Below are 19,710 nucleotides of genomic sequence, written 5' to 3'. Positions count from 1 at the left end.
CGGATGAGCTTGTCGTTACGGTAGTTACTACTGCGAAACGAGGGCCAGGCGATGACGCAACCCGGCGGTCCCGATACGGGCAATCCGAATACCACCCGGATACTGGCCATCGCGGCGGTCGTCGTCGCCGTCCTCGCGCTGGTGGTCGCGCTCGCGCTGATGCTGCGCCCCGACAACGAGCCGCCCAAAGCCCCGGCCTGGCCGATCCCGACCGGCGTCACCGTCTCCCCGACAGTGCGTCCGACCAGCCCGCCGCCCCCGATCCCCCCGTCGATCACCCCGCCCACCCCGGTCGTGCCGCCGCTACCCGCAGGCCGAATCGGCGACGATTGCTCGCACGACGGAATCGTCGCGCAATGGGATCTGCGCAACGGCGAATTGGTCTGCGTTCCGCAGGAACAGGGCGAACCGACTCAGTAGGTATTCGCCCGTTCGTCCGGCCGGACATCTCGTCCGATGGGAGGAACCGGAGGTGCTATTGGCCGGGCATTATTGGGCGCGTGTTCGATTCCGGGGTGACGCGTGGCGTCGATTGGCTGCTCGACGGGCGCTCGCTGCCGGCGCGCACGGGGGTGTTGATGCTGCTCGCGGTGGGGTGTCTCGCGCTGCTCTCGAAGGATGCCGGACCGGTCGATTGGGGGATCGGGCTGGTGGCGGTGCTGGTCACGGCCAGTGGCGTGCGCTGGCCGCTGACCACGGCGCTCATCGAATCAGGGCTGCTGGTGCTCGGATTCACGGTCGGCAATGCCGGGCCGCTGGTGGCGAAGGTCGGCGCGGGTATCGCGCTGACCGAACTGGCCGCCCGGCGCGGCGGCTGGCCGCCGCTGCTGGCCGCGGCCGCGCAGGCCGGGGCCTACCTGCTGCACGGCGGCGAATTCGCCGCCGACGGATATCGCGCGCTGGTCATGGCCGGTTTCCCGCTGCTGATCGGCGGGCTGCTGCGGACCGCGCGGGAAAGCGCCGACCGGGCGCGGCAGGCGGCCGACGAACTCGCGCAGCGGCGCGAAGCCGATATCGCGGCGGCCAGGGCCGTCGAGCGCACCGCCATCGCCCGCGAACTGCACGACCTGATCGCCCACCATGTTTCGTCCACCGTGCTGCGGGTCGGCGTGGCCCGGCACGCGGTACCGGACACACCGCCCGCGGTGCGCGCGGTGCTGGACGACATCCACGCCAGCGGCACCGAGACCCTCGCCGATCTGCGGCTGCTCGTCTCGGTGCTGCGCGACCCGGCCATGACCGGCGAATCCTTCACCGCCCCAGCCGATCTGCCCGACGCGCTGAGCGCCATCACCGACCGCGCCCGGCAACTCGGCCACACCGTCGACGTAAGGATCGACGACGCGGTGACCGGCACGGACGCACTGCGCGCCCTCACCCTGCTGCGGCTCACCCAGGAAGGTATGACGAACCTCGTGAAATATGCGCCGGACGCCGTCGCTCGGCTCTCCATTGCCGTCGCACCCGACGGGTGGATCGATTTTTCGTTGTGCGACAACGGAATCCGGTCTCGGCGTGCGGCATCGGCCGTCGCGGGCGGCGGACTCGGGCTGATCGGCCTGCGTGAACGCGTCGAACTGCTCGGCGGCGAATTCGACGCGGGCCCAACCGATCCCGGGTGGCGACTGGCGGCGCGCCTACCCGCACCGGTCCGGGGTGCGGCATGACCGTTCGGGTATTGCTCGTCGACGATCAGCAGCTGGTCCGGGCCGGTCTGCGCATGCTGTGCGATACCGACGCCACGCTGGAGGTGGTGGGGGAGGCCGGTAACGGAAACGAGGCGGTGCGGCTCGCCGACCGGCTGATTCCGGACGTGGTGCTGATGGATCTGCGGATGCCGGGCATGGACGGAATCCGGGCCACCGAACGGATTCTCGCGGCCAGGCCCGGCATCCGAGTGCTCGCGCTGACCACCTTCGACGATGACGACCACCTGTATCCGGCTTTGAACGCGGGCGTATGCGGATTTCTCGTCAAGGACGCATCGCCCACCGACCTGCTCGACGGCATCCGCCGGGCCGCCTCCGGCGAACGGCCCTTCGCCCCCGCCGTGCTGCACCGGCTGGTCGACGCCGCCGTCGCCGCACGGGATCTGCCCGCGGAACCCGCTGCGCCGCAAGGACTCACCCCGCGCGAGGCCGATGTGCTCGCCCTGGTGGCCGCCGGTCTGTCGAATGCCGAGATCGCCGCGCGGCTGCATCTCGGCATTACCACGGTGAAGACCCACGTCGCCAACCTGCTGGCGAAAACGGGGACGACCAACCGGGTTCGGCTCGCCGTGCTCGGCATCCGGTTGGCCCCACCCGACTGAATGAACGGGCGGGCCCGCGGAACTATGTGCGACACCGCACCGCGGGAACCGTCCGGTCGGGTCGCCGGTGGATACCGTGAGAGCTATGAGGTCCCAACTCGCCGCCCGCCCGCGCATTCACGAGCTGGACGCGGTTCGTGGGTTCGCGCTGTGCGGCATCCTCGTGGTGAATATCTGGCAGCTCACCGGCATGCGCGAGACCAAGGCGCCCGGCGTGCTCGACCAGCGGCGGCAGGTGCTTTCGCTGCTGTTCGAGGGCCGTTTCTTCCCGATCTTCTCGTTCCTTTTCGGGCTGAGCTTCGCGTTATTCCTGGAGCGGGCCGCCGACCGCACCGATCGTCCGCGAGTCGTGCTGGTGCGCAGGCTGATCGCGCTCGCCGGATTCGGCCTGATCCACCACATCTTCCAGCCCGGCGAAGCGCTCTTGCCTTACGCCATAGTCGGATTGATGATCCTGCTGCCGGCCACCGCGCTGCCACGGTGGGTGGTGTTGCTGGCCGGGCTCAGCGGAACCATTGCGGTACCGCTCCTGCTCGGCGGCGGATTCGGTTTGGTGCCCGGACTTTTCCTGCTCGGGCTGGCCGCGGCCCGCTTCGACGTCGTGCCGAACCTGAACCGCCGGAGTTGGCTGGTCGCCTTGATTTTCGTGGTCGCCGCACCCGCCGCCGTCGTGGCGGGCATCTGGCAGTACCGCACGCCGTTACTCGATCTGGGCAGTCCGGCCCCGGCCGTCGCCGGACTGATCGGCGCGCTCGCCTACCTGAGCGGACTATTGCTGTTGCTGCGCACCGAATTCGGCGAGCCGCTCAGCGAGCTGCTCGAACCGCTCGGCAGGATGGCGCTGACCAACTACCTTTCCGCGACCGCGCTGGTGCTGATCGCCGAACACTATCTGCGATTACATGATTCGACCCGCTACGGCATGCTGCTCGCATTGGCCGCGGCAATCATCGTGGTACAGACGGTATTCAGCTACTGGTGGCTGCGGTGGTTCCGCTACGGTCCGCTCGAATGGATATGGCGCTGCCTCACCTGGTGGCAGCTGGTGCCGAATCGGCTCACCAGGGACGAGCGCCGACGACTCGCGCAGCGGTGGTGAGATCAGGCGAGGCGCACCGGCAAGGTCAGCGGGCCGCGATGCCGGAATCCGGAACGCCAGCCGAGCGTCGATTCCGCGACGGTGAGTGCGATCTCGGGCCAGCGGGTGAAAACCTGGTCGATGGTGGTTGCGGTGACGGTGTGTACCAGCGCGGTGCCCAGGCAGGCGTGGGTGCCGTAGCCGAGGCCGAGCTGGGGATTCCGGCTTCGGGTGAGATCCAATTCGCTTGGCGCATCGAAGATGTCCGGGTCGTGGTTGGCCGATGCGAGGCAGAGCAGGACGGTCTGGCCCGCTTTGATGGTGTGGGTGCCGATGGTCAGATCGGTCAGGGCGAAGCGCGGCCCGGCCAGCACCTGCGGGGACAGGTGGCGCAGTAGTTCGTCGACGGCCCGATGAGAGTTCGCCGGATCACCCAGCAGCGGCCGCTGGTCCGGACGATTCAGCAGGACGAGTATCCCGCCCGCGATCAGATCGGCGAGCACCTCATACCAGACGAAGAGCAGATAGAACAGCAGGCCCGTCAGCTCGTCGTCGTCGAGTTGACCGGCGTGGTGCGCCGCGACGAGACGGCCGAGGACGGTACCGCCGCGCGGCCGCTCCTTCGTTATCGTGATGGCGGACACCATGTTGCCTAGGGTGTCCCTGGCCCTCGGTGCGCCCGCTGACGGCAGCAGCGTCGAATTCGACCATGCCACAAGGGCTTCCCGCGCTGGCCCGGTAAGCCCGAGTAGCTCACCGAGCACCGCGGCGGGCAGCGGCACCGCGAGCCGCTCGACCAGATCCACCTCGTCTTCCGAATCCAGTTCGCGCAGTACGGAGTCCACCAAACCCGGTGCACGGTAGGTCCATTCGGCCAGCCGTCGTGGCGACAACTCTCCGGTGACTATCCGGCGGAACCGGGCGAGCTCTTCGGGGTTTGCGTTATTGAAGTTGACCTCCAGCTGCGGCGGCAGCGCGAACCCGCGGTAGTCATCCGAATTCGCGTGCCGCACATGGGTGGACAGCCGCTCATCCAGCAGCCCAGCCCGCACCTGCGAGTACCGCGTGACGAGCCACGCGGGTGGCCCATCCGGTGTCCGTATCCGGTGCACACCCCCATCGGCCCGCAATCGGTCCAGCGTCGCCCACGGATCCGCCGCGAACCTGGTATCGAATACCTCGATCACCCGGCCATCGTCGCATCCCGGGATGGCCGGTGCCTACTTCCGGCGCCAGACCCGATCCACATAGGCTTCGAAATCCCTTGCGGGACGGCCTAGTACGCGCTGCACGCCGTCGGTCGGCGGAGTGTTTGCCCCGGTGCGCATCAGCTCGAACATGACGCCCAGTTCGGTCGCGACCGCCGCCGGATAACCCGCGGCGAGCAGTTCGTCCTCGTAGGCCTGCGGTGTCAGCTCGGCGTACTCGATGGTGCGCCCGGATACCGCGGCGATGGCCGCCACGGCCTCCGCGAAGGTGATGGCGCGTGGGCCGGACAGCTCATAGATCTGTCCGGCGTGCCCATCGCGGGTGAGCAACGCCGCGGCCACGTCGGCGACATCTTCCGCGTCGATGAATGATTCGCCGACCGCGCCGATCGGGAGGGCTAGTCGTCCCGCCAGCAATGGTGCGTGCCAAAGGTCTTCATCGAAGTTCTGATCGAAGTTGTTGGCGCGGATGATCGTCCAGTCCACGCCCGCGGCGCGGACAGCGTCCTCGGCGGCTGTCATCCCATTGCCGAACCGTCCGCCGGTGTGTTCGATGCCACGTCCGGACAGCACGACGAACCGCCGCACACCGCTCGCCACCGCCCGAGTGACGAAGGGGGACACCGGCGCCGGATCTTCCGGCGCGATCAGATAGACCGCGTCCGCCTCCGCCAGCGGCGCAGTCCACGAATCGGGTTCGGACCAGTCGAAGCGCACCTCGCCGGATCGCGATGCGGCAAGCACCTTTTCGCCCCCGTCGCGCAGCCGTCCGACCACGCGCCGTCCCGTTTTACCCGTCGCGCCGAATACCAGAATTGTCATGCTTCGAGTCAATCGCGGCGGCCGTCGGCGAACCATCGGCGAACGTCCTCGATCCATGTCCATTCGTCCGCCGAATGGGCGCTGTCGGCGAAGTCCCAAGACGCGCACGGCCGGAGCGGATGCGGAGGTACGCCTAGAGTGGCTGGGTGGACCCGTTCGACGATCTGCTGCGCAGTGTGCGCGCCGACGGTGCGATATTCGGCAAACCGGTGCTTTCGGCGCCGTTCGCGCTGCGCTTCACCGAGGGCGCCGCGCTGACGCTGTGTGTTCCGCTGCGTGGCTCGGGCTGGTTGGTCACGGCCGACCAGCGGCAACGCATCGAGGTGGGGGAGGTGGCCATCGTGCGCGGCCCGGATCCGTTCGTCTTCACCGACGATCCGGATCGCGGCGACGAGCCGACCGACATCGCGGGATGGGCGGCCGAGCAACCTACCGGCGACACCGTGCTGCTGGCCGGAACGTATCAGGTGCGCCGCGCGGTGCCCGCCCGGCTGCTGCGCGTGCTGCCGCCGCTGCTCACGGTGCCCGACGGCGAGGATTGCGCACCGCTGCGCGAGTATCTGGAAGGCCAACTGGCGGGTGGACATCCGGGCCGCCAGATCGTGCTGGATCGACTCCTCGACTGGTTGGTCTGCACCCTGCGCGACTGGTTCGACGCGACCGCGCCGGCCTGGTACCAGGCCTTGAGCGATCCGGTGATCGGGCCGGTGCTGCGGGCGATGCACGAATCACCCGGAGCGCCTTGGACATTGGCCACGTTGGCGACTGAGGCGGGTGTCTCCCGTACCACCCTGGCCAAGCGGTTCACCGACACAGTCGGCGAACCACCCCTCGCCTACCTCACCGACTGGCGGATGACGGTGGCCGCCGACCTGCTCGACGAACCGGGCGCCACCGTGAGTTCGGTCGCCCGCCGGGTCGGCTACGCCGACGCCTTCGGCTTCAGCTCAGCGTTCAAGCGGGTCCGCGGCGTCAGCCCGAGCGCCTACCTGCGCTCTGCCTGAGCCCTCCGCAATTCGGATGCGCGCGATGGCCGCATGCGCGACGATGACGGCGGAAGGGGTGGTGATCATGGGGCAAAATGCGGTGACCGTGCTCTGGCGGCCGACGGGTCCGGCGGAGCTGGCGCTGGTCGCGGGTGGTGCACCGTTTTCCGGACGATGCGCCGCTGTCGTGATCAGATTCCCGTTATCCCGGCGAGCTGGCCGATGCCGTAGGTGACGGCCATGGCCAGCGCGCCGCCGATCACTACTCGCAGTACCGCGCGGCCGCGGGAGCTGCCGCCGAAACGGGCGCTCAGCGAACCGGTGATGGCGAGTGCGATCAGGACTGCCGCGAAGGTCACCGGGATGCGGGCGGTGACCGGCGGCAGCAGGATGGCGAGCAGCGGGAGCAGCGCGCCGAGGGTGAAGGAGACGGCCGAGGAGAACGCGGCCTGCCATGGGTTTGTCAATTCGTTTGGGTTCAAACCCAATTCGGCCTCGGCGTGGGCGGTGAAGGCGTCGTGCGCGGTGAGTTCCTCGGCCACCTTGCGCGCCGTCTCCGCCGACAGTCCCTTGTCCCGGTAGATGCCCGCCAGCTCGGTCAGTTCGTAGTCGGGTTCCTCGCGCAGCTCCCTGCGCTCCTTCGCCAGCAGCGCGCGCTCGGAGTCGCGCTGGGTGCTGACCGAGACGTATTCGCCCACCGCCATGGAGATGGCGCCCGCGCTGAGCCCGGCGATGCCCGCGGTGAAGATGGCGTTGGTGCTGGTCGTCGCCGCGGCGACGCCGACGACCAGGCCGGCGGTGGACACGATGCCGTCGTTCGCGCCGAGTACGCCCGCGCGCAGCCAGTTCAGCCGCGAGGCCAGACCCTCGCCGTGCGGTTCGTGCGGATGCGCACCGGTTGGCTCGTTCACCTGCCGCAGCCTATGCCAAAGACCGGACGGTTTCGATGAGGACCGCGCGCGTTTCGGTCCCGAATTACCGGCTGGCAGGCACGGGGGTCTCGTCCCAGTGGACGCGGTGCTGGTACATCCACTGGATGCTGCCGATGCCCTGCTTCGCGGCCTTCCGGAGAAATATCGGCATCAGTTGGCGGAACACCCAGCGGCCGACGGCATTGGTGGACGAGCGCGCGGCGCTGGTCGCCGCCCCGTGCCTGACGATCCGCTCGACGCGATCCCGGCGACTTGCCTCGAAGGCGGCCAAAGCCTTTGCGGTGTCGGGAATGTCGCGCAGGCACTGGGCCAGGACGACGGCATCCTCGACCGCCAGCGAAACGCCCTGCCCGGACGATGACGCGACGGCGTGCGCGGCGTCTCCGACGATCACCATATTGTCGTTGTGCCACTTGCGCACGGACGGCATGTCGTACTGATTGAAGGCGGGCACGAAGGTCTCGTCGCCGGTGGCCGCGACGATCCGGGCGGCCGGTGTGTTGTCGACGTCGACCAGCTCGATCAGCCGCTTGCGCCAGTCGCCGGGACGGGACGCGGCGAGCTCTTCCCGCGAAAGTTCGTCGGTGGCAGGGATATTCGTGAACCACCAGATCTCACCGTCCGGTGCGACGTGGTAGCCGAAGAACGTCTGTTTGCCGACGACCATGTTGTAGTCGCCGAGCCGCAGGCCGAGCTTCTTGTACAGGGTGCGGTCGGTGACGAACCCGCCGAGCCCGTAAATGCCGAGGAAATGTGCCTTCGGTGCCGTCTGATCGATGATTTCCCTTGTGCGGGAACGGATTCCGTCTGCTCCGATGAGTAGGTCCGCGGTCGCGCTCGAGCCGTCGGCGAAGGTGACGAGTACGCCTCCGTCCGGGGTGGGCCGCGCGTCGACCATCCGCTTGTCGAATTCGAAGCGGATGCCACGGCGCACGGCCTCGTCGGTCAGTGCCCGGTACAGGTCCCGGCGTTTGACGCTGTGGGTGACGGTGCCGTCGGGCAGGGTGCCGCCGACCGGCACATCGGCGATGTGCTTGTTGGCGCTGGTGAAGAACGACAGCGTATCGGTCGGGTGGCCGATGCCGGTGACGACCGGATCGACATCGATCTGCGACAGCGCCTGCAGCCCGTTCACCGCGACCGTCAGGTACGCGCCGAGCTGTTCACCGGCCACCTCGTGGTACGCCTCGTAGACGATCGGCTCCAGTCCGGCCTTCTGCAGTGCCATCGCGGTCACGGGTCCGGCGATGCCGCCGCCGATGATCAGGGCCTTCTTCATGGTGGTTCTCCGCTTCGATCTCTCGATTGTGATGTATCTTGGTGATCAAGACATATATATCTTGAGCGTCGAGAGGTTTGAATGTCAAGAGAAAATTTGGACGAGCTTCGGGCGCGGGTCGGACTCGAGTCGCAGGCGTTCCAAGCGGCCGTCGACGACTTCGATCAGGCGGTCGCGACCGCGCTCGGCGTCAATCGGACCGATCTGCGCTGCCTGGAGGTGCTTATGCGGGGCGGGGCGACGCCCGGTGCCTTGGCCGCCGAACTGAGGCTGACCAGTGGCAGCGTGACGACGATGCTGGACCGCTTGGCCAAGCTGGATTACATTGCGCGCCACCCCGAGCCGGGGGACCGCCGTAAGGTGCTGGTCAAGATCACCCCAGACACCCAGACCCGGCTGTGGGGGATGTACGGCCCGATCGTCGAGGAAGGGCAGCGCGAATTGGCGAAATACACTGCGGCGGAACTGAAGACGATCATCGCCTTCCTGTCCGGCAGCCGCGAGTTACAGGAACGGCAACGCGGCCGGATCGCGGGGCCGGCCTCGGACTAGGGCTGGGTGCTGAGCCGAACGGGCAGTTCCGCGAGGCCGTGCGAGCGCCACGACTCGCGGTACACCAGGTTCGCGGCCGGAATCGCAAGGCGCGCATCGGGATAGCGCGTACAGAAAGCGGGCACCACCGCATCGACGATCAGATCGGTGACCTGCGCGCCGAGGCAGTAGTGCGGGCCGCGGCCGAACATCAAGCTGGGGCGGCCGTTTCGAGCCGGATCGGAATCCGCGCCGAACAGCGAGAGCAGGACGGTGTCGCCCTTCGGGATGGTTTGATCACCGAAAGTCAGGTCGGTGACGGCGAATCGGCGGATCGCGAAGGGGAGCGGATTGTGCCGTTCGATCAGTCCGGCGCGGTGGTTCGGCCAGTCGGCGATGATTGTCCGGCGGTCTTCGGTGTCGAGTAGGGCGGCGATCATCGCGCCCGGCAGTAGCGCGGCATTCTCGAGTCCCGCCAGCATCAGCAGGAAGGCCAGCGAAACCAGTTCGTCCTCGGATAGTCGATCCTCGTCGTCGCGTGCCTTGATCCAGGAACTGAGCAGATCCTCGCCCGGCGTCGACCGCTTGGCCGCGATGAGTTCCGCGATTGTTGTTGTGTACCAACCGATCGCGGCCATCAGCCGCTGTCCCGATGCCTTCGATCGCGCATCGAAGGTCATCATGGCCGTCGCGGCCTCGCGCATACCCGCGTACAGATCGCTCGGGACGCCGAGCTGTTCGGCGATCACCAGAGCGGATACCGGCATGCACAGTTCGGTCATCAAATCGACTGTGTCGCCATCTTTTTCGGACAGGGCGGTGAATACATCCGCGGCCACCCGGTCGACAGACGCGCGCAGGATCTCTGCGGACTTCCGCGAAAATGCCGGTGCGGCAAGCTTTCGTACCCGACCGTGGGTGTCGCCATCCATATTCATCAAGTTCCGGTCCAGCGCGGGGGGCAGCGTGAAGCCGGAATACCCACCGCCGGAATGCTTTTTGTCGACGCTCAGTCGGGGATCGCCGAGCAATCTCGCCACGTCGTCATAACCTGCGATCACCCAAGCCTGCTCGCCCCCAGGCAACTCCGCCTTCCGCACACCCCCACGGAACGCCTCATGCTCCGCATGCCGCCCCCGCGCCGCCGTCCCGATCGTCACCGTCTCCACCATCACCGCTCCCACTCGTCCCTGCACAATACTTCGTCCCCCATCGGTCGCAGCGTGACACCCGTGCCGAGCAACTGGGTGGCGGCGAGCCCGAAGGTGGTGCGGAAGCGGTCGGCCAGGTGCGATGGGCTCGCGAACCCCGCCGCCGCGGCCGCCGCGGTCAATGTCTGTCCATCGGCGAGATGGGTAGCGGCGAACAGGAATCGGTGCCACAACCGATATCGGCGCAGGCTCGTGCCCGTCGCCGCGCGAAACAGGTGCAGGAAGCGGGATTCCGAAAGCGCTACGCCTGCCGCGAGTTCGCGTGCGGAGGCGGTGTCGGCGGGTCGTTCCCGGATACGCCGGATAACCTCGTCGATCCGCGGATCGATATGACGCGCGGTTGTCGGCGCGGCCAGCTCTAGCCACCGTCGCGCCACTGCGTCGGAGCCGCGCGTGCACAGCGCCCCGGCACCGGCGATCAGCAGGGCCTCGCGACCGTGTTGTGTGCCGATCTTCGTGTGCTGCCGAACCATTTGCCGGATAACGGATTCCGCGCGATCGGAGCTCGGGTCGAGATAGCAGAAGACCATCCTGCCGCCGTGACAGACCAGTTGATGGGTCAATCGGGGTGGGATCAACGCGCTGCGGACGGTCTGCTCGTCGCCCGCGCCGCGCACCGTGATCGGCCCGTCGACGCCGACGGCGAGACACCATACCGATCCCGAATGCGGGGCCAGATCGAGTGCGGGCCCGGCATAAAGGGCATGACCAGGCCATATCCACACCGCCGGGTAGCAGGTTCGCGGAAGCGCGCACCCGTCCGCATCCGTCACGATGTCCTCCTCACTATGTACTGGAGGCTATCGTGACCATTGCCGTCATCGCCGTCGTCGGCCTGTTCTTCCTCGCAATGGGCATCCACGCCATCGCCGCACCCGCAATACTGGTCCGGCCCTTCGGAATTCGCCTGGATCAGGCGGTGTCCCGCGCCGAAGTGCGCGCCGTTTACGGCGGATTCGGCCTCGCGATGGCGGCCGTTCTGGCTCTCGCCGCATTCCACCCCGGTTCGCTGCGCACAGGCATCACGGTCACCGTCGCCGCCGCCCTCGGCGGCATGGCATTGGGCCGTCTCATGTCCGCCCTGCTCGGCGATCGAACCCCCTTCTACCCCAATTGGTTCTACTGCTTTGTCGAATCCGTCGCCGCCGCAGCCCTTCTACTCACCGACTACCGCTAGGTGATGCATGATCCGATTGCGCAGCAACACCACGGCTTTATCCAGGTGCCCCCGACTCGGTCCACTCCCAGGACCGGATGGTCGGACAGTAGTCGGCCGACATCGAGGGGCCAAGGGTGGCGTCAGTTGTCGGCCGATTCTTCGAATTCGACGACGACCAGGTCGTCGTGGGCGAATACGCTGACGCACAGGCTGTTTCGGTCCAGGGCCCAGCCGTGGTCGCGGCATTCGGACCAGGTTTTTCGGCGCGGGTCGAAGGTGAGTGACCAACCGTGGTCGGTGCCGAGGTGATGGCGGACGGTGTCGACGACCTCGGCGGTGGGCGCGCCGGAGGCGCCTTGGATTTCGAACCTGCGCAGGCAGATCGTCGCCGAGCCGCCACCGCAGCCGCCGTTCTCGTCGGTGCGGACCGTCAGCTCGCTCGGCACGGGGAGAAATTCCCGGCTGGACGGTGTCGAGGCGCGCTGGCCCTTCGTCGCCAGCGCGATTATCGCGTTCGTGAGCACGATGACGGTGCACAGGCCGAGGGTGAGCGCACAACCGATGAACCGCCGAATCGGCGTCGCCGCTGCCGCATCCTGTTCGGCGATCAGCCCCCAGAGGAGTACGACCACAACCGCCGCATTCAACGCGAAGGTGGCGGTCATCAACAGGTCCCGCAGGATCCATCCCTCGAAAACCGCCGCTTCGACGGCCGCGATCACCACCAGGACCGCACCGATCCGAAGACGGGTCCGGGGCGTTCGCGCCACGATCAGCCAGCACACCACGGGTAGGACAAGGACCCATCGAATCACGTTGGCCAGCCTAGGGTTTCGATACCGATCCGGCCGAACACGGGTCGAGCCCGATCCGAAGGGGATGGATCGGGCTCGACGGTTCCGCACGTGGCGGAACATTCAGGGTCGCACGAGGCGACGGGGTGGGCAGGAGATTCGGGCGGCAATGCGGCTGACCACATCGCTCACGCACCCCTCGAACGCAAGACGACCCGGTCCGGCCGTCACCGGCGGGGCGTGTCCGCGCGCGGCCTATCTCCTGGCCCACCACTGGCGATGCGTGGTGCACATCGACAACGGATGGTGCCGCCCGCGGATCGGCGGGCGATAAGTGGCGAATAAACGCTCGCTTATTTGGGAGTGGATGACGGCGAACCCGCGCTGAACAGGCTTCCGATGGTAGGCGGGGTGAGCCCGGCCCGCTGGAAAATTTCCGCGGCCTCCCGGAATTCCCGCTCCGCAGGCCCGATCAGACCGCGGCGCGACAGCACGATCGCGCGCAATGCCATGGCCCGCGCCCGGTCGATCGGATCGGCCGCCTTCGCAAGCAGGCGCAGTGCCGCGTCGGCCTGTTCCTCGGCTTTCGTGAGCTCGCCCGCCTGCAGATACACCTGGGCCAGGCGGGTGCGCGCCCAACCCTCCCAGAGTCGGACACCGTTGCGCTGGGCTGTTCGCACTGCTTCGGTGCCGAGTTCGATGGCCCTGACGTGTTCGCCGCGCATCGACATGGTCGCCGCGTATTCGTGCAGCGCCCAGCCGAGCGCCACCGGATTGGATGTTTCGCGCGCGAGCGCGATCGCCTGTTCGGCGGTGGCCATCGCGTCATCGTATTGTCCTGCCTCGCAATGGGTTCGGGTGACCAGGGCGAGTAGCAGCGCGGTCATCGAGCGGTCGCCGAGCACGCCGGCCAGCCGCAGCGCGTCCGCGAAGTGCGCCCGCGAGGCATCGATATTGCCGAGCCTGCGTTCGGCGATGGCGAGCAGGATGTCGGTGAGCACCGAGAGCCTGCGGTCGGCGTCGTCGCGCACCGGCAGCCGCGCCACCCCGCGCAGATGACGCAGGCTCGCCGCGACCTCGCCGAGCCCGACCTGCAGAATGGCGCCGAGCGCCACCCGGATCCGCCGCTCGATCGCCGGATTTCCGGCGCGGACGGCCGCGTCGAGCAGCGATTCCAGCGCGCCGGCCAGCTCACGCGCCGCGGTTCCGACATCCATCAGCTCGGCCATCACCCAGGCCAGGTCGGCCGCCACCGCCAGCGCCTGCCCGCCGATTCTGGCGGCCTGCTTGTGCAGGGCGATCACCACCGGACGCTCGGTGTCGTTCCACGCCTGCCCGTAGGAGCCGTCGGTGAAGGCGCGTCCCGGTACCGCGGTCGGCACCAGCAGGCGGGTGGTGTTGCTGAAGTCGATGACCCCGAGCAGGTTCTTGACGCTGGCCAGGTAGTACCCGAGCAGCCGCACCAGCACATCGGATTCGTCCTCGTCGGCCACTTCGCGCGCGAAAAGCCGCAGCAGGTCGTGGAATCGGTACCGGCCCGGCGTCGTCGTCTCCAAAAGGCTTAGATCCACCAGGGATTCGCAGACCTGTTCGGCCTCGTCGACTGCGACGTCGAGCATTGCGGCGACCCCCTCCACCGGCAGGTCGGGCACCTCGGCCAAAGCGAGTGTGCGAAAAGCCTTGGCCTGCTTCGCATTCAGCTGGCCATAGCCGAGCCGGAAGGCTGCCTCCACACCGAGTTCGCCGGTGCGCAGCAGCGCGAGCCTGCCGCGTTCGTCGGCGAGCCGGTTCGCGAACGATTCGATGGTCCAGCGCGGCCGCACCGCGAGCCGGGCGCCGACGATGCGCACCGCGAGCGGCAGGTAACCGCAGTGCGCGACAATCGCACGCGCCGCATCGGCCTCGGCCGCGACGCGTTGCGCGCCGAGTATCCGGGTGAGCAGGGTGAGCGCCTCGTCGGCGGCGAGGACGTCGAGGCGGGTGCGCCGCACGGCGGGCAGTTCGGTGAGTGTGGAGCGGCTGGTGATCAGTACCGCGGTGCCCGGCGTCCCGGCCAGCAGCGGGGCGAGTTGGGCGCTGTCCCTTGCGTTGTCGAGCAGCAGCAGCATTCTTTTGCCCGATAACCGGGTGCGCAGCAGCGCGGCGCGCTCGTCGACGGAGGGCGGAATATCGCCCTCCGGCACGCCGAGCGCGCGCAGGAAACCGCCGACCGCGTCGCCGGGTGGTGTCGGCACCGGATCGACGCCGTGCAGGTTCACATACAGTTGCCCGTCGGGGAAGTGGTCGCGGATACTGTGCGCGACATGCAGTGCGAGCGCGGTCTTCCCGACGCCGCCCATCCCGCCGACCGCCGAAATCGCCACTGCCCCACCATCATCGGTCAGCTGTGCGGCCAGGGCTTCGACGATATCCTCGCGCCCGGTGAAATCGGCGATATCGGGCGGTAATTGGGCGGGCGGCGGTTCGGCCTGTCGCGATGGTGTTCCCGGCGCGGGCATTTCGGCGCGAAGGATCTTTTCGTGTACCGCGGTGAGCTCCGGGCCCGGCTCGACGCCGATGCCCTCCACCAGCGCCCGGCGGGCGTGCGCGTACGCGTCGAGTGCCTCGGCCTGGCGGCCGCTGTGATACAGCGCTGTCATCAACAGCGCCCGGAACCGTTCCCGCAGCGGATACACCTCGATGAGCGGACCCAGTTCGGTGACGGCCTCCGCATCGCGCCCGATCTCGATATCGAGCGCGAGCCGGTCCTCCAGGATCGCCAGCCGCCACTGTTCCAACCGGGAACGCTGCCGCTCGGCGAACGGGCCCGGCAGCCCGCTCAGCGCCGGCCCGCGCCAGGCGGACAGCGCCGCGACCAGCGCGTCGCGCGCTGCGGCCGGATCGCTGGGTCGCAGCCGCTGCGCGGCCGCGACCAGCCGCTCGACCTCCGCGACATCGATCGACTCCGGCGGGATACGCAGCGCGTAGCCGTCGCCGACCGAAACCAGCAGCGTCGACCGGCCGCGCGCGGCGCGGTCGGGTTCCAGCGCGCGCCGCAACTGAGCGACATGGGTGCGCAGTGCCGCGATGGCCCGCGGCACCGGCTGGTCGCCCCAGATCGCCTCGACCAATTCCGCCGCCGCCACCGCCTTGCCGACGCGCAGCAACAGCACAGCCAATACGGCGCGCCGCTGTGGTGGTCCGAGATCCAGCGGCGCCTCCCCGCGCCAACCCTGAACCTCGCCAAGAACTACGAAACGCAAATAATCGACCTCCCGGACAACGGCAGTTTACGTGCTGCCGGTATATCCGGCTCGTTCATTCACCGACTATTCGTCGTTGATTTCGAGTTCAGAAGTTTAAGGGTTGGTCACCTGTGCTGGCGAGGGGCCGCGCCGACAGAGGGATTGACGTGGATTGTCCGCCCCGTCGGCGCCGCCGTCCCGGATCATCGCAGCGGCGCCTCCTTGAGTGCCAGTTGCTTGCTGCCGCGCAGGAAAGTGACCTCGCGAATCCCCAATGCGTCGTGCAACTTTCCCGCGGGCAGCGTCACCGGTTTGGGCGCAGGCCCGTCGCCCGGCTTCGGCAGCGGATAGGCGGTGGTGGTGCCGCTGTGGAAGGTGATGTTGCCCTCGGTTTTCGTGAACAGTTGGTGCACATGGCCGTTGAGGCAGGTCACCGACGAGAACCGGCGCAGGTAGCTCAGCGCCTGGGTGGCATCGTCAGTGCCCCAACCCCATTCGGGATACATCGCGAACAGCGGCACATGGCTGAACACGATGATGGGCGTATCGCTGGAGAGCCCGGCCACATCCTTTTGCACGAAATCCAGCTGATCCTGCCCGAGATGACCGAGCAGCTTCATATTCAACGTGTTCACCAACCCGATGATGTGCACGCCCGCGATATCGAAGCTGTACCAGCCGTCGCCCCGGGTGCCCGCCCCGAACGCCGCGCGATATTTCTGGCCCGCGTCGTCGATCGAATCATGTTCTCCCGGAACGGTGAACACGTGCGGCGTATTGGTATCCATCAGCATCTGCTTCACCTGATCGAACTGTTCCGGGGTCGCCAGGTGGGTGAGATCGCCGGTGTGGATCACGAAATCCGGTGTGTAGCCGAGTGAATTGATCTGTCCGATGGCCTCGCTGAATGTCGCGGTGACATCGGTGTTCGCCGGGCCGTCGAAGCCGAGGTGGCTGTCGCTGATCTGCGCGAAACGCAGATCCGGCCGGGCGGCGACGGCGGGCGGTGCGCCGGCGATCTGTGAGATCACCTCGCCGCCGATCACCGAAAGTCCCACTGCCGCACCGAACCACGCGGAATGGCGCAGCAGCTGGCGCCGGGTCATCGCATGCGGGTCGCGCGGGTCGTAATCGTTGTCCTCGGCGATCATTTGGTCACCACCACGGTGCCGTGCATGAACGGATGAATGGTGCAGATGTATTCGTAGGTACCGGGTTTGGTGAACGTGAAGGTGTATGTGGCGTTGGTGCCCATGCCGGGGGAGTGGAAGCTGGCATCGTTGGCGGCGACGGTGTGTGGCTCCTCATCCTTATTGGTCCAGGTCACCGTGGTGCCGGCGGGCACAGTGAGCTTCGCGGGCGCGAATGCGAAGTTCTGGATGTTCACCGCGTTGGCCGCGGTCGGCGCGGCGCTGGGACTTGTCGCGGGGCTGGGACTTGTCGCGGGGCTGGGACTTGTCGCGGGGTTGGGGCTTGCCGCGCCGCTCGGCGCCTGCGCGACGGTCGCCGTGGGCGGGGCCATGCCGGTCATCCCGTGGCCCGGGAATCCCGGTGTCGGACCGGCGGTTTGGTGGAAGTCGATGGTGGGCGCCGCATCTTTGTCCGGCGTCGATCCGCCGCCGCACGCGGCGATGAGCAGCATGCTCGATGCGCCGAGGAATGCGGCGGCGGCGATCCGTGATCGGGTGCGAACGGGTGTCATGTCACCTGGTCTCCAGCTCTGTGCTAGGGGCTCGGTCCGCGCGCGGACCTCTTGGTGACAGATATGAGCGGGTGTTACACGGCGGTCATGCGGGTTTGGCCGGTGCGAAAACCTCGATCACGCCGGCGTTCTCGCGGACCTGCAGCTGCGGCAGCGGCGCCGGGGAGACGGGCAGCTGGTGGGTGAGCACCTGGCCGGTCACCGTGAAGGAGGTGGAATGGCACGGGCAGCGCAGCCTGTCGTCGCCGCTGTCGAACCACAAGCGGCAGCCCTGATGGGTGCACACACCCGAGACACCGACGATCGCGCCGCGCACCCTGCGCACGAATCCGGTCACGGTGCCGACGTCGAAGGGGCGCGTCATGCCTTCCGTCACATCGGAACTCGCCGCGACCGCCAGCCAGGTGCCGTTGGTCGGCACCAGCGATGCCGCGACCTCCCGCGACGGTCCCGGCGACGCGGTGACGACCCGGTCGGCTACGACCCCGGTGGCCGCTGCCGCCGCCGCGATCGAGGTTCCCGCGATGAACTGCCTGCGCCTTCCGCTGAATCGCTTGACCGGCAACGTATCCGGCGGATCGAGCGACTCGGCCAATCGGTCGCCGAGCCGGTCGACGAAGTCCGGGTCCGGTGTGTCGTCACCGCGTGCGGCCCGCAATTCGATTGCGGCCCTGAGCTCCTCGGCCTCGGCCGGATCGGGCCGGAAGTCGTGCGGCCTGCGCCCGCGCAGCAGTGCGCCGACGTATCGGCGCATATCCCGCTCGCTCATCTAACCCATCTCCTCGACCTTTGCCGCCATCCGCAGCGCCCGATGCTGCAGTACCCGTGCGTTGACCATGGTGACGCCGAGCTCGGCCGCCGCCTCCTTGATCGAATATGCCTGTAGGAAGCGCAATTCCAGGATTCGACGGTAGCGATCGGGCAACCGTTCCAGTACCTTCCGCGCGCGCTCCGGGGCGTCGCTCACCACCGGATCCGGCTCGTCGGTCATCGGCAGATCCGTCTCGATCGCGGTGAGTTCGACGCCGAGGCGCTGGCGCCAATGTTGCGCCAGCACCGTTTTCGCGGTGGCGCGCAGGTAGGTCCGCACCTCGGGAATGCTCGCCGAAACCCGCAGCGGGCGCAATGCCGCGAGGAAAACCTCGGCGGTCAGGTCCTCGGCATCGGGCCGGTTGCCGACCTTGGCGAACATCAACCGGTACACCCAGCCGACATTATCCTGGTAGACCGCGTTCCAGTCGGCGTACGCATCCGCCGCCACCACCCGCAGCTCTCGCCCGGGTCTCGGGTCCGGCGTGCTCCCGGACCGCGCGTGTCCCTGCATGAACAGTGCCCTCCGAAGGTACGTCTGGACCAGCTGACCGGTCCTTGGGCTGGTACCCATGGGAGTTACACGGTGTCCGGGGCTCGGCCGTTCAGCGGAGAATCAGCTGGTTGCGGGAATTCCGGCGCGGCGGATGGCGGAAGGCGTTGTGCCCCACCAGCGTCGGCAGCATCGAGTGAAGGTTGCCTGTTCGGCGAGGCCGATCAGGGACGCGACCTGGCTCATCGGCATATCGGTTGTGGTCAGGTAGCGGCGGGCGGCGTCGCGCCGGGTGTCGTCGAGGATCACCGCGAAGGAGGCGCCCTCGGCGGCGAGGCGGCGCTGTAGCGTACGCGGATGAATCATCAAAAGCCCTGCCACACTGCCTATTTCGGGCGGCGAGGTGCCGAGGAGCTGCTGCACGGCGGCGCGTACCTGCGGGACGATGGAGGCGTCCCGGCCGCCGGATTGCTGGGCCAGAAATGCCATCGCCAGCCGATGCAGCTTCTCGTCGCCACCCGAAAGTTGCTGAGTGGCCAGGCTTTTCGGAACTCTGAGGGCGGTCGCCGGACGTTCGATACGCACCGGCGCACCGTAGAAATCCTCGTATCTCGTGAGCGCGGTGAGCGGGCGATACGACAGTTCCACCGAGCGCAGTCCGTAATTCTCGGTGACCAGGCGCTGAATCATGTGGTGCACGAACGCGAGTCCCAGATCCATGCCCTGCACTTCGGGCGGCAACCCCGGCGTCAGGCCGTACTGGATCGCGATCACGCCGCGATCGCCGTACGGGTCCGGTTCGACGGAGACTTTGATGGACCGCGCGTGCAGGTACAGATACCGTGCGGAGCATTCCAGCACGTCGGCCAGCGTCGGCGAATTCCGGATCGCCAGGGCGAGCGGCCCGAGCATGTCGAGATCCTGCCGCTCGGCAATGCGCAGGCCGAGGTCGGGGCAGCGCAGCCGGCGGGCGGCCAGCTCGAGCACCGCGCCCACCGCGCGGTCGGGGACCAGCAGGTCGTCGGTGTCGAGTGCGGCGAGCGGCAGCCCGCACGCCGCGGCCAGTTCCTCGGCGTTGCCGCCCAGCTCCGCGACGGTGGCACGGAAGCCGCGCAGGCCCGCCGATCGAATCACCGTCATGTCGTCCAGAATCAAATAGTTGTCGCGCAA

The 19,710-nt window shown here is 67.9% G+C and carries 19 protein-coding genes and 1 pseudogene; 7 read left to right on the top strand and 13 right to left on the bottom strand.

The annotated features are described in order from the left end of the window. The first annotated feature begins 51 nt into the window (after positions 1–51). The 4 genes from LGY53_RS21970 to LGY53_RS21955 all read left to right on the top strand — a co-directional run bounded on the left by LGY53_RS21970 (position 52) and on the right by LGY53_RS21955 (position 3,410). Positions 52–420 (top strand): hypothetical protein, encoded by a 369-nt coding sequence (locus LGY53_RS21970; RefSeq protein ID WP_225728575.1) that lies wholly within the window; start codon positions 52–54, stop codon positions 418–420. Positions 421–500: 80 nt separating this feature from the next. After that, entirely contained in the window at positions 501–1,667 is a 1,167-nt protein-coding gene (locus tag LGY53_RS21965) for a histidine kinase (protein ID WP_225728574.1), read from the top strand. After that, positions 1,664–2,311 (top strand): response regulator transcription factor, encoded by a 648-nt coding sequence (locus tag LGY53_RS21960; protein ID WP_225728573.1) that lies wholly within the window; start codon positions 1,664–1,666, stop codon positions 2,309–2,311. Before LGY53_RS21965 ends, LGY53_RS21960 begins: the two co-directional genes overlap by 4 nt. An 85-nt stretch (positions 2,312–2,396) precedes the next feature. Then, positions 2,397–3,410, top strand: coding sequence for a DUF418 domain-containing protein (locus LGY53_RS21955; RefSeq protein WP_225728572.1), 1,014 nt, complete (start codon positions 2,397–2,399; stop codon positions 3,408–3,410). Positions 3,411–3,412: 2 nt separating this feature from the next. On the opposite strand, the gene LGY53_RS44180 is transcribed toward LGY53_RS21955, so the two are convergent. Together LGY53_RS44180 and LGY53_RS44460 are read right to left on the bottom strand one after the other, a co-directional pair. Further along, positions 3,413–4,576: a cytochrome P450 gene (locus LGY53_RS44180; RefSeq protein WP_225728571.1), complete on the bottom strand. Its 1,164-nt coding sequence runs from the start codon at positions 4,574–4,576 to the stop codon at positions 3,413–3,415. A 351-nt stretch (positions 4,577–4,927) separates the two neighbouring features. Then, a pseudogene (locus LGY53_RS44460) lies at positions 4,928–5,419 on the bottom strand (SDR family oxidoreductase); the annotation flags it as partial. Between the two features lie 146 nt (positions 5,420–5,565). Here LGY53_RS44460 and LGY53_RS43970 point away from each other — a divergent pair. Further along, on the top strand, positions 5,566–6,423 hold the full coding sequence (locus LGY53_RS43970) for an AraC family transcriptional regulator (protein WP_225728569.1): 858 nt from the start codon (positions 5,566–5,568) through the stop codon (positions 6,421–6,423). Positions 6,424–6,596: 173 nt separating this feature from the next. Here the strand turns inward: LGY53_RS43970 and LGY53_RS21935 are convergent, their stop codons facing one another. Both LGY53_RS21935 and LGY53_RS21930 read right to left on the bottom strand, forming a co-directional pair. Then, a complete protein-coding gene (locus LGY53_RS21935; RefSeq protein WP_374111210.1) occupies positions 6,597–7,316 on the bottom strand; it encodes a VIT family protein in 720 nt (239 codons plus the stop codon). Between the two features lie 64 nt (positions 7,317–7,380). Then, the gene (locus LGY53_RS21930; RefSeq protein ID WP_225728568.1) at positions 7,381–8,616 is read right to left on the bottom strand and encodes an NAD(P)/FAD-dependent oxidoreductase; all 1,236 of its coding nucleotides are present in this window, start codon (positions 8,614–8,616) and stop codon (positions 7,381–7,383) included. A gap of 96 nt (positions 8,617–8,712) precedes the next feature. Between LGY53_RS21930 and LGY53_RS21925 the strand changes: the two genes are divergently transcribed. Further along, positions 8,713–9,168: a MarR family winged helix-turn-helix transcriptional regulator gene (locus LGY53_RS21925; protein WP_225728567.1), complete on the top strand. Its 456-nt coding sequence runs from the start codon at positions 8,713–8,715 to the stop codon at positions 9,166–9,168. Here LGY53_RS21925 and LGY53_RS21920 read toward each other — a convergent pair. Beyond that, positions 9,165–10,319, bottom strand: coding sequence for a cytochrome P450 (locus LGY53_RS21920; RefSeq protein ID WP_225728566.1), 1,155 nt, complete (start codon positions 10,317–10,319; stop codon positions 9,165–9,167). The genes LGY53_RS21925 and LGY53_RS21920 overlap by 4 nt on opposite strands. After that, entirely contained in the window at positions 10,319–11,131 is an 813-nt protein-coding gene (locus LGY53_RS21915) for an AraC family transcriptional regulator (protein WP_225728565.1), read from the bottom strand. Before LGY53_RS21915 ends, LGY53_RS21920 begins: the two co-directional genes overlap by 1 nt. A gap of 32 nt (positions 11,132–11,163) precedes the next feature. On the opposite strand from LGY53_RS21915, the gene LGY53_RS21910 reads away from it, so the two are divergent. Further along, positions 11,164–11,535, top strand: a complete 372-nt coding sequence (locus LGY53_RS21910; protein ID WP_225728564.1) for a DUF4345 domain-containing protein — start codon at positions 11,164–11,166, stop codon at positions 11,533–11,535. A gap of 122 nt (positions 11,536–11,657) precedes the next feature. Here LGY53_RS21910 and LGY53_RS21905 read toward each other — a convergent pair whose 3' ends face one another. The 7 genes from LGY53_RS21905 to LGY53_RS21875 form a co-directional block, all read right to left on the bottom strand. Further along, positions 11,658–12,332: a hypothetical protein gene (locus LGY53_RS21905; protein WP_225728563.1), complete on the bottom strand. Its 675-nt coding sequence runs from the start codon at positions 12,330–12,332 to the stop codon at positions 11,658–11,660. Positions 12,333–12,664: 332 nt separating this feature from the next. Then, entirely contained in the window at positions 12,665–15,553 is a 2,889-nt protein-coding gene (locus LGY53_RS21900) for a BTAD domain-containing putative transcriptional regulator (RefSeq protein ID WP_225728562.1), read from the bottom strand. Between the two features lie 185 nt (positions 15,554–15,738). Next, the gene (locus tag LGY53_RS21895; RefSeq protein ID WP_225728561.1) at positions 15,739–16,686 is read right to left on the bottom strand and encodes a metallophosphoesterase; all 948 of its coding nucleotides are present in this window, start codon (positions 16,684–16,686) and stop codon (positions 15,739–15,741) included. Beyond that, entirely contained in the window at positions 16,683–17,237 is a 555-nt protein-coding gene (locus LGY53_RS21890) for a cupredoxin family copper-binding protein (protein WP_225728560.1), read from the bottom strand. The genes LGY53_RS21895 and LGY53_RS21890 overlap by 4 nt, the downstream gene beginning before the upstream one ends. A gap of 85 nt (positions 17,238–17,322) precedes the next feature. Continuing rightward, positions 17,323–18,006, bottom strand: coding sequence for a ubiquinol-cytochrome c reductase iron-sulfur subunit (locus LGY53_RS21885; RefSeq protein ID WP_225728559.1), 684 nt, complete (start codon positions 18,004–18,006; stop codon positions 17,323–17,325). Next, positions 18,007–18,561, bottom strand: coding sequence for an RNA polymerase sigma factor (locus tag LGY53_RS21880; protein ID WP_225728558.1), 555 nt, complete (start codon positions 18,559–18,561; stop codon positions 18,007–18,009). It abuts the gene before it with no gap. Positions 18,562–18,663: 102 nt separating this feature from the next. Continuing rightward, positions 18,664–19,680 carry an AraC family transcriptional regulator gene (locus tag LGY53_RS21875; RefSeq protein WP_225728557.1) on the bottom strand — a complete coding sequence of 339 codons (1,017 nt, stop codon included), beginning with the start codon at positions 19,678–19,680 and terminating at the stop codon, positions 18,664–18,666. Between the last annotated feature and the right edge of the window lie 30 nt (positions 19,681–19,710).

The sequence above is a fragment of the Nocardia sp. JCM 34519.1 genome (genome assembly GCF_020361265.1).
GTDB classification, from domain to species: Bacteria; Actinomycetota; Actinomycetes; order Mycobacteriales; family Mycobacteriaceae; genus Nocardia; species Nocardia arthritidis_A.
Note: the sequence above shows the minus strand (reverse complement) of the source record. Positions and strands in the feature narration are given on the sequence as shown.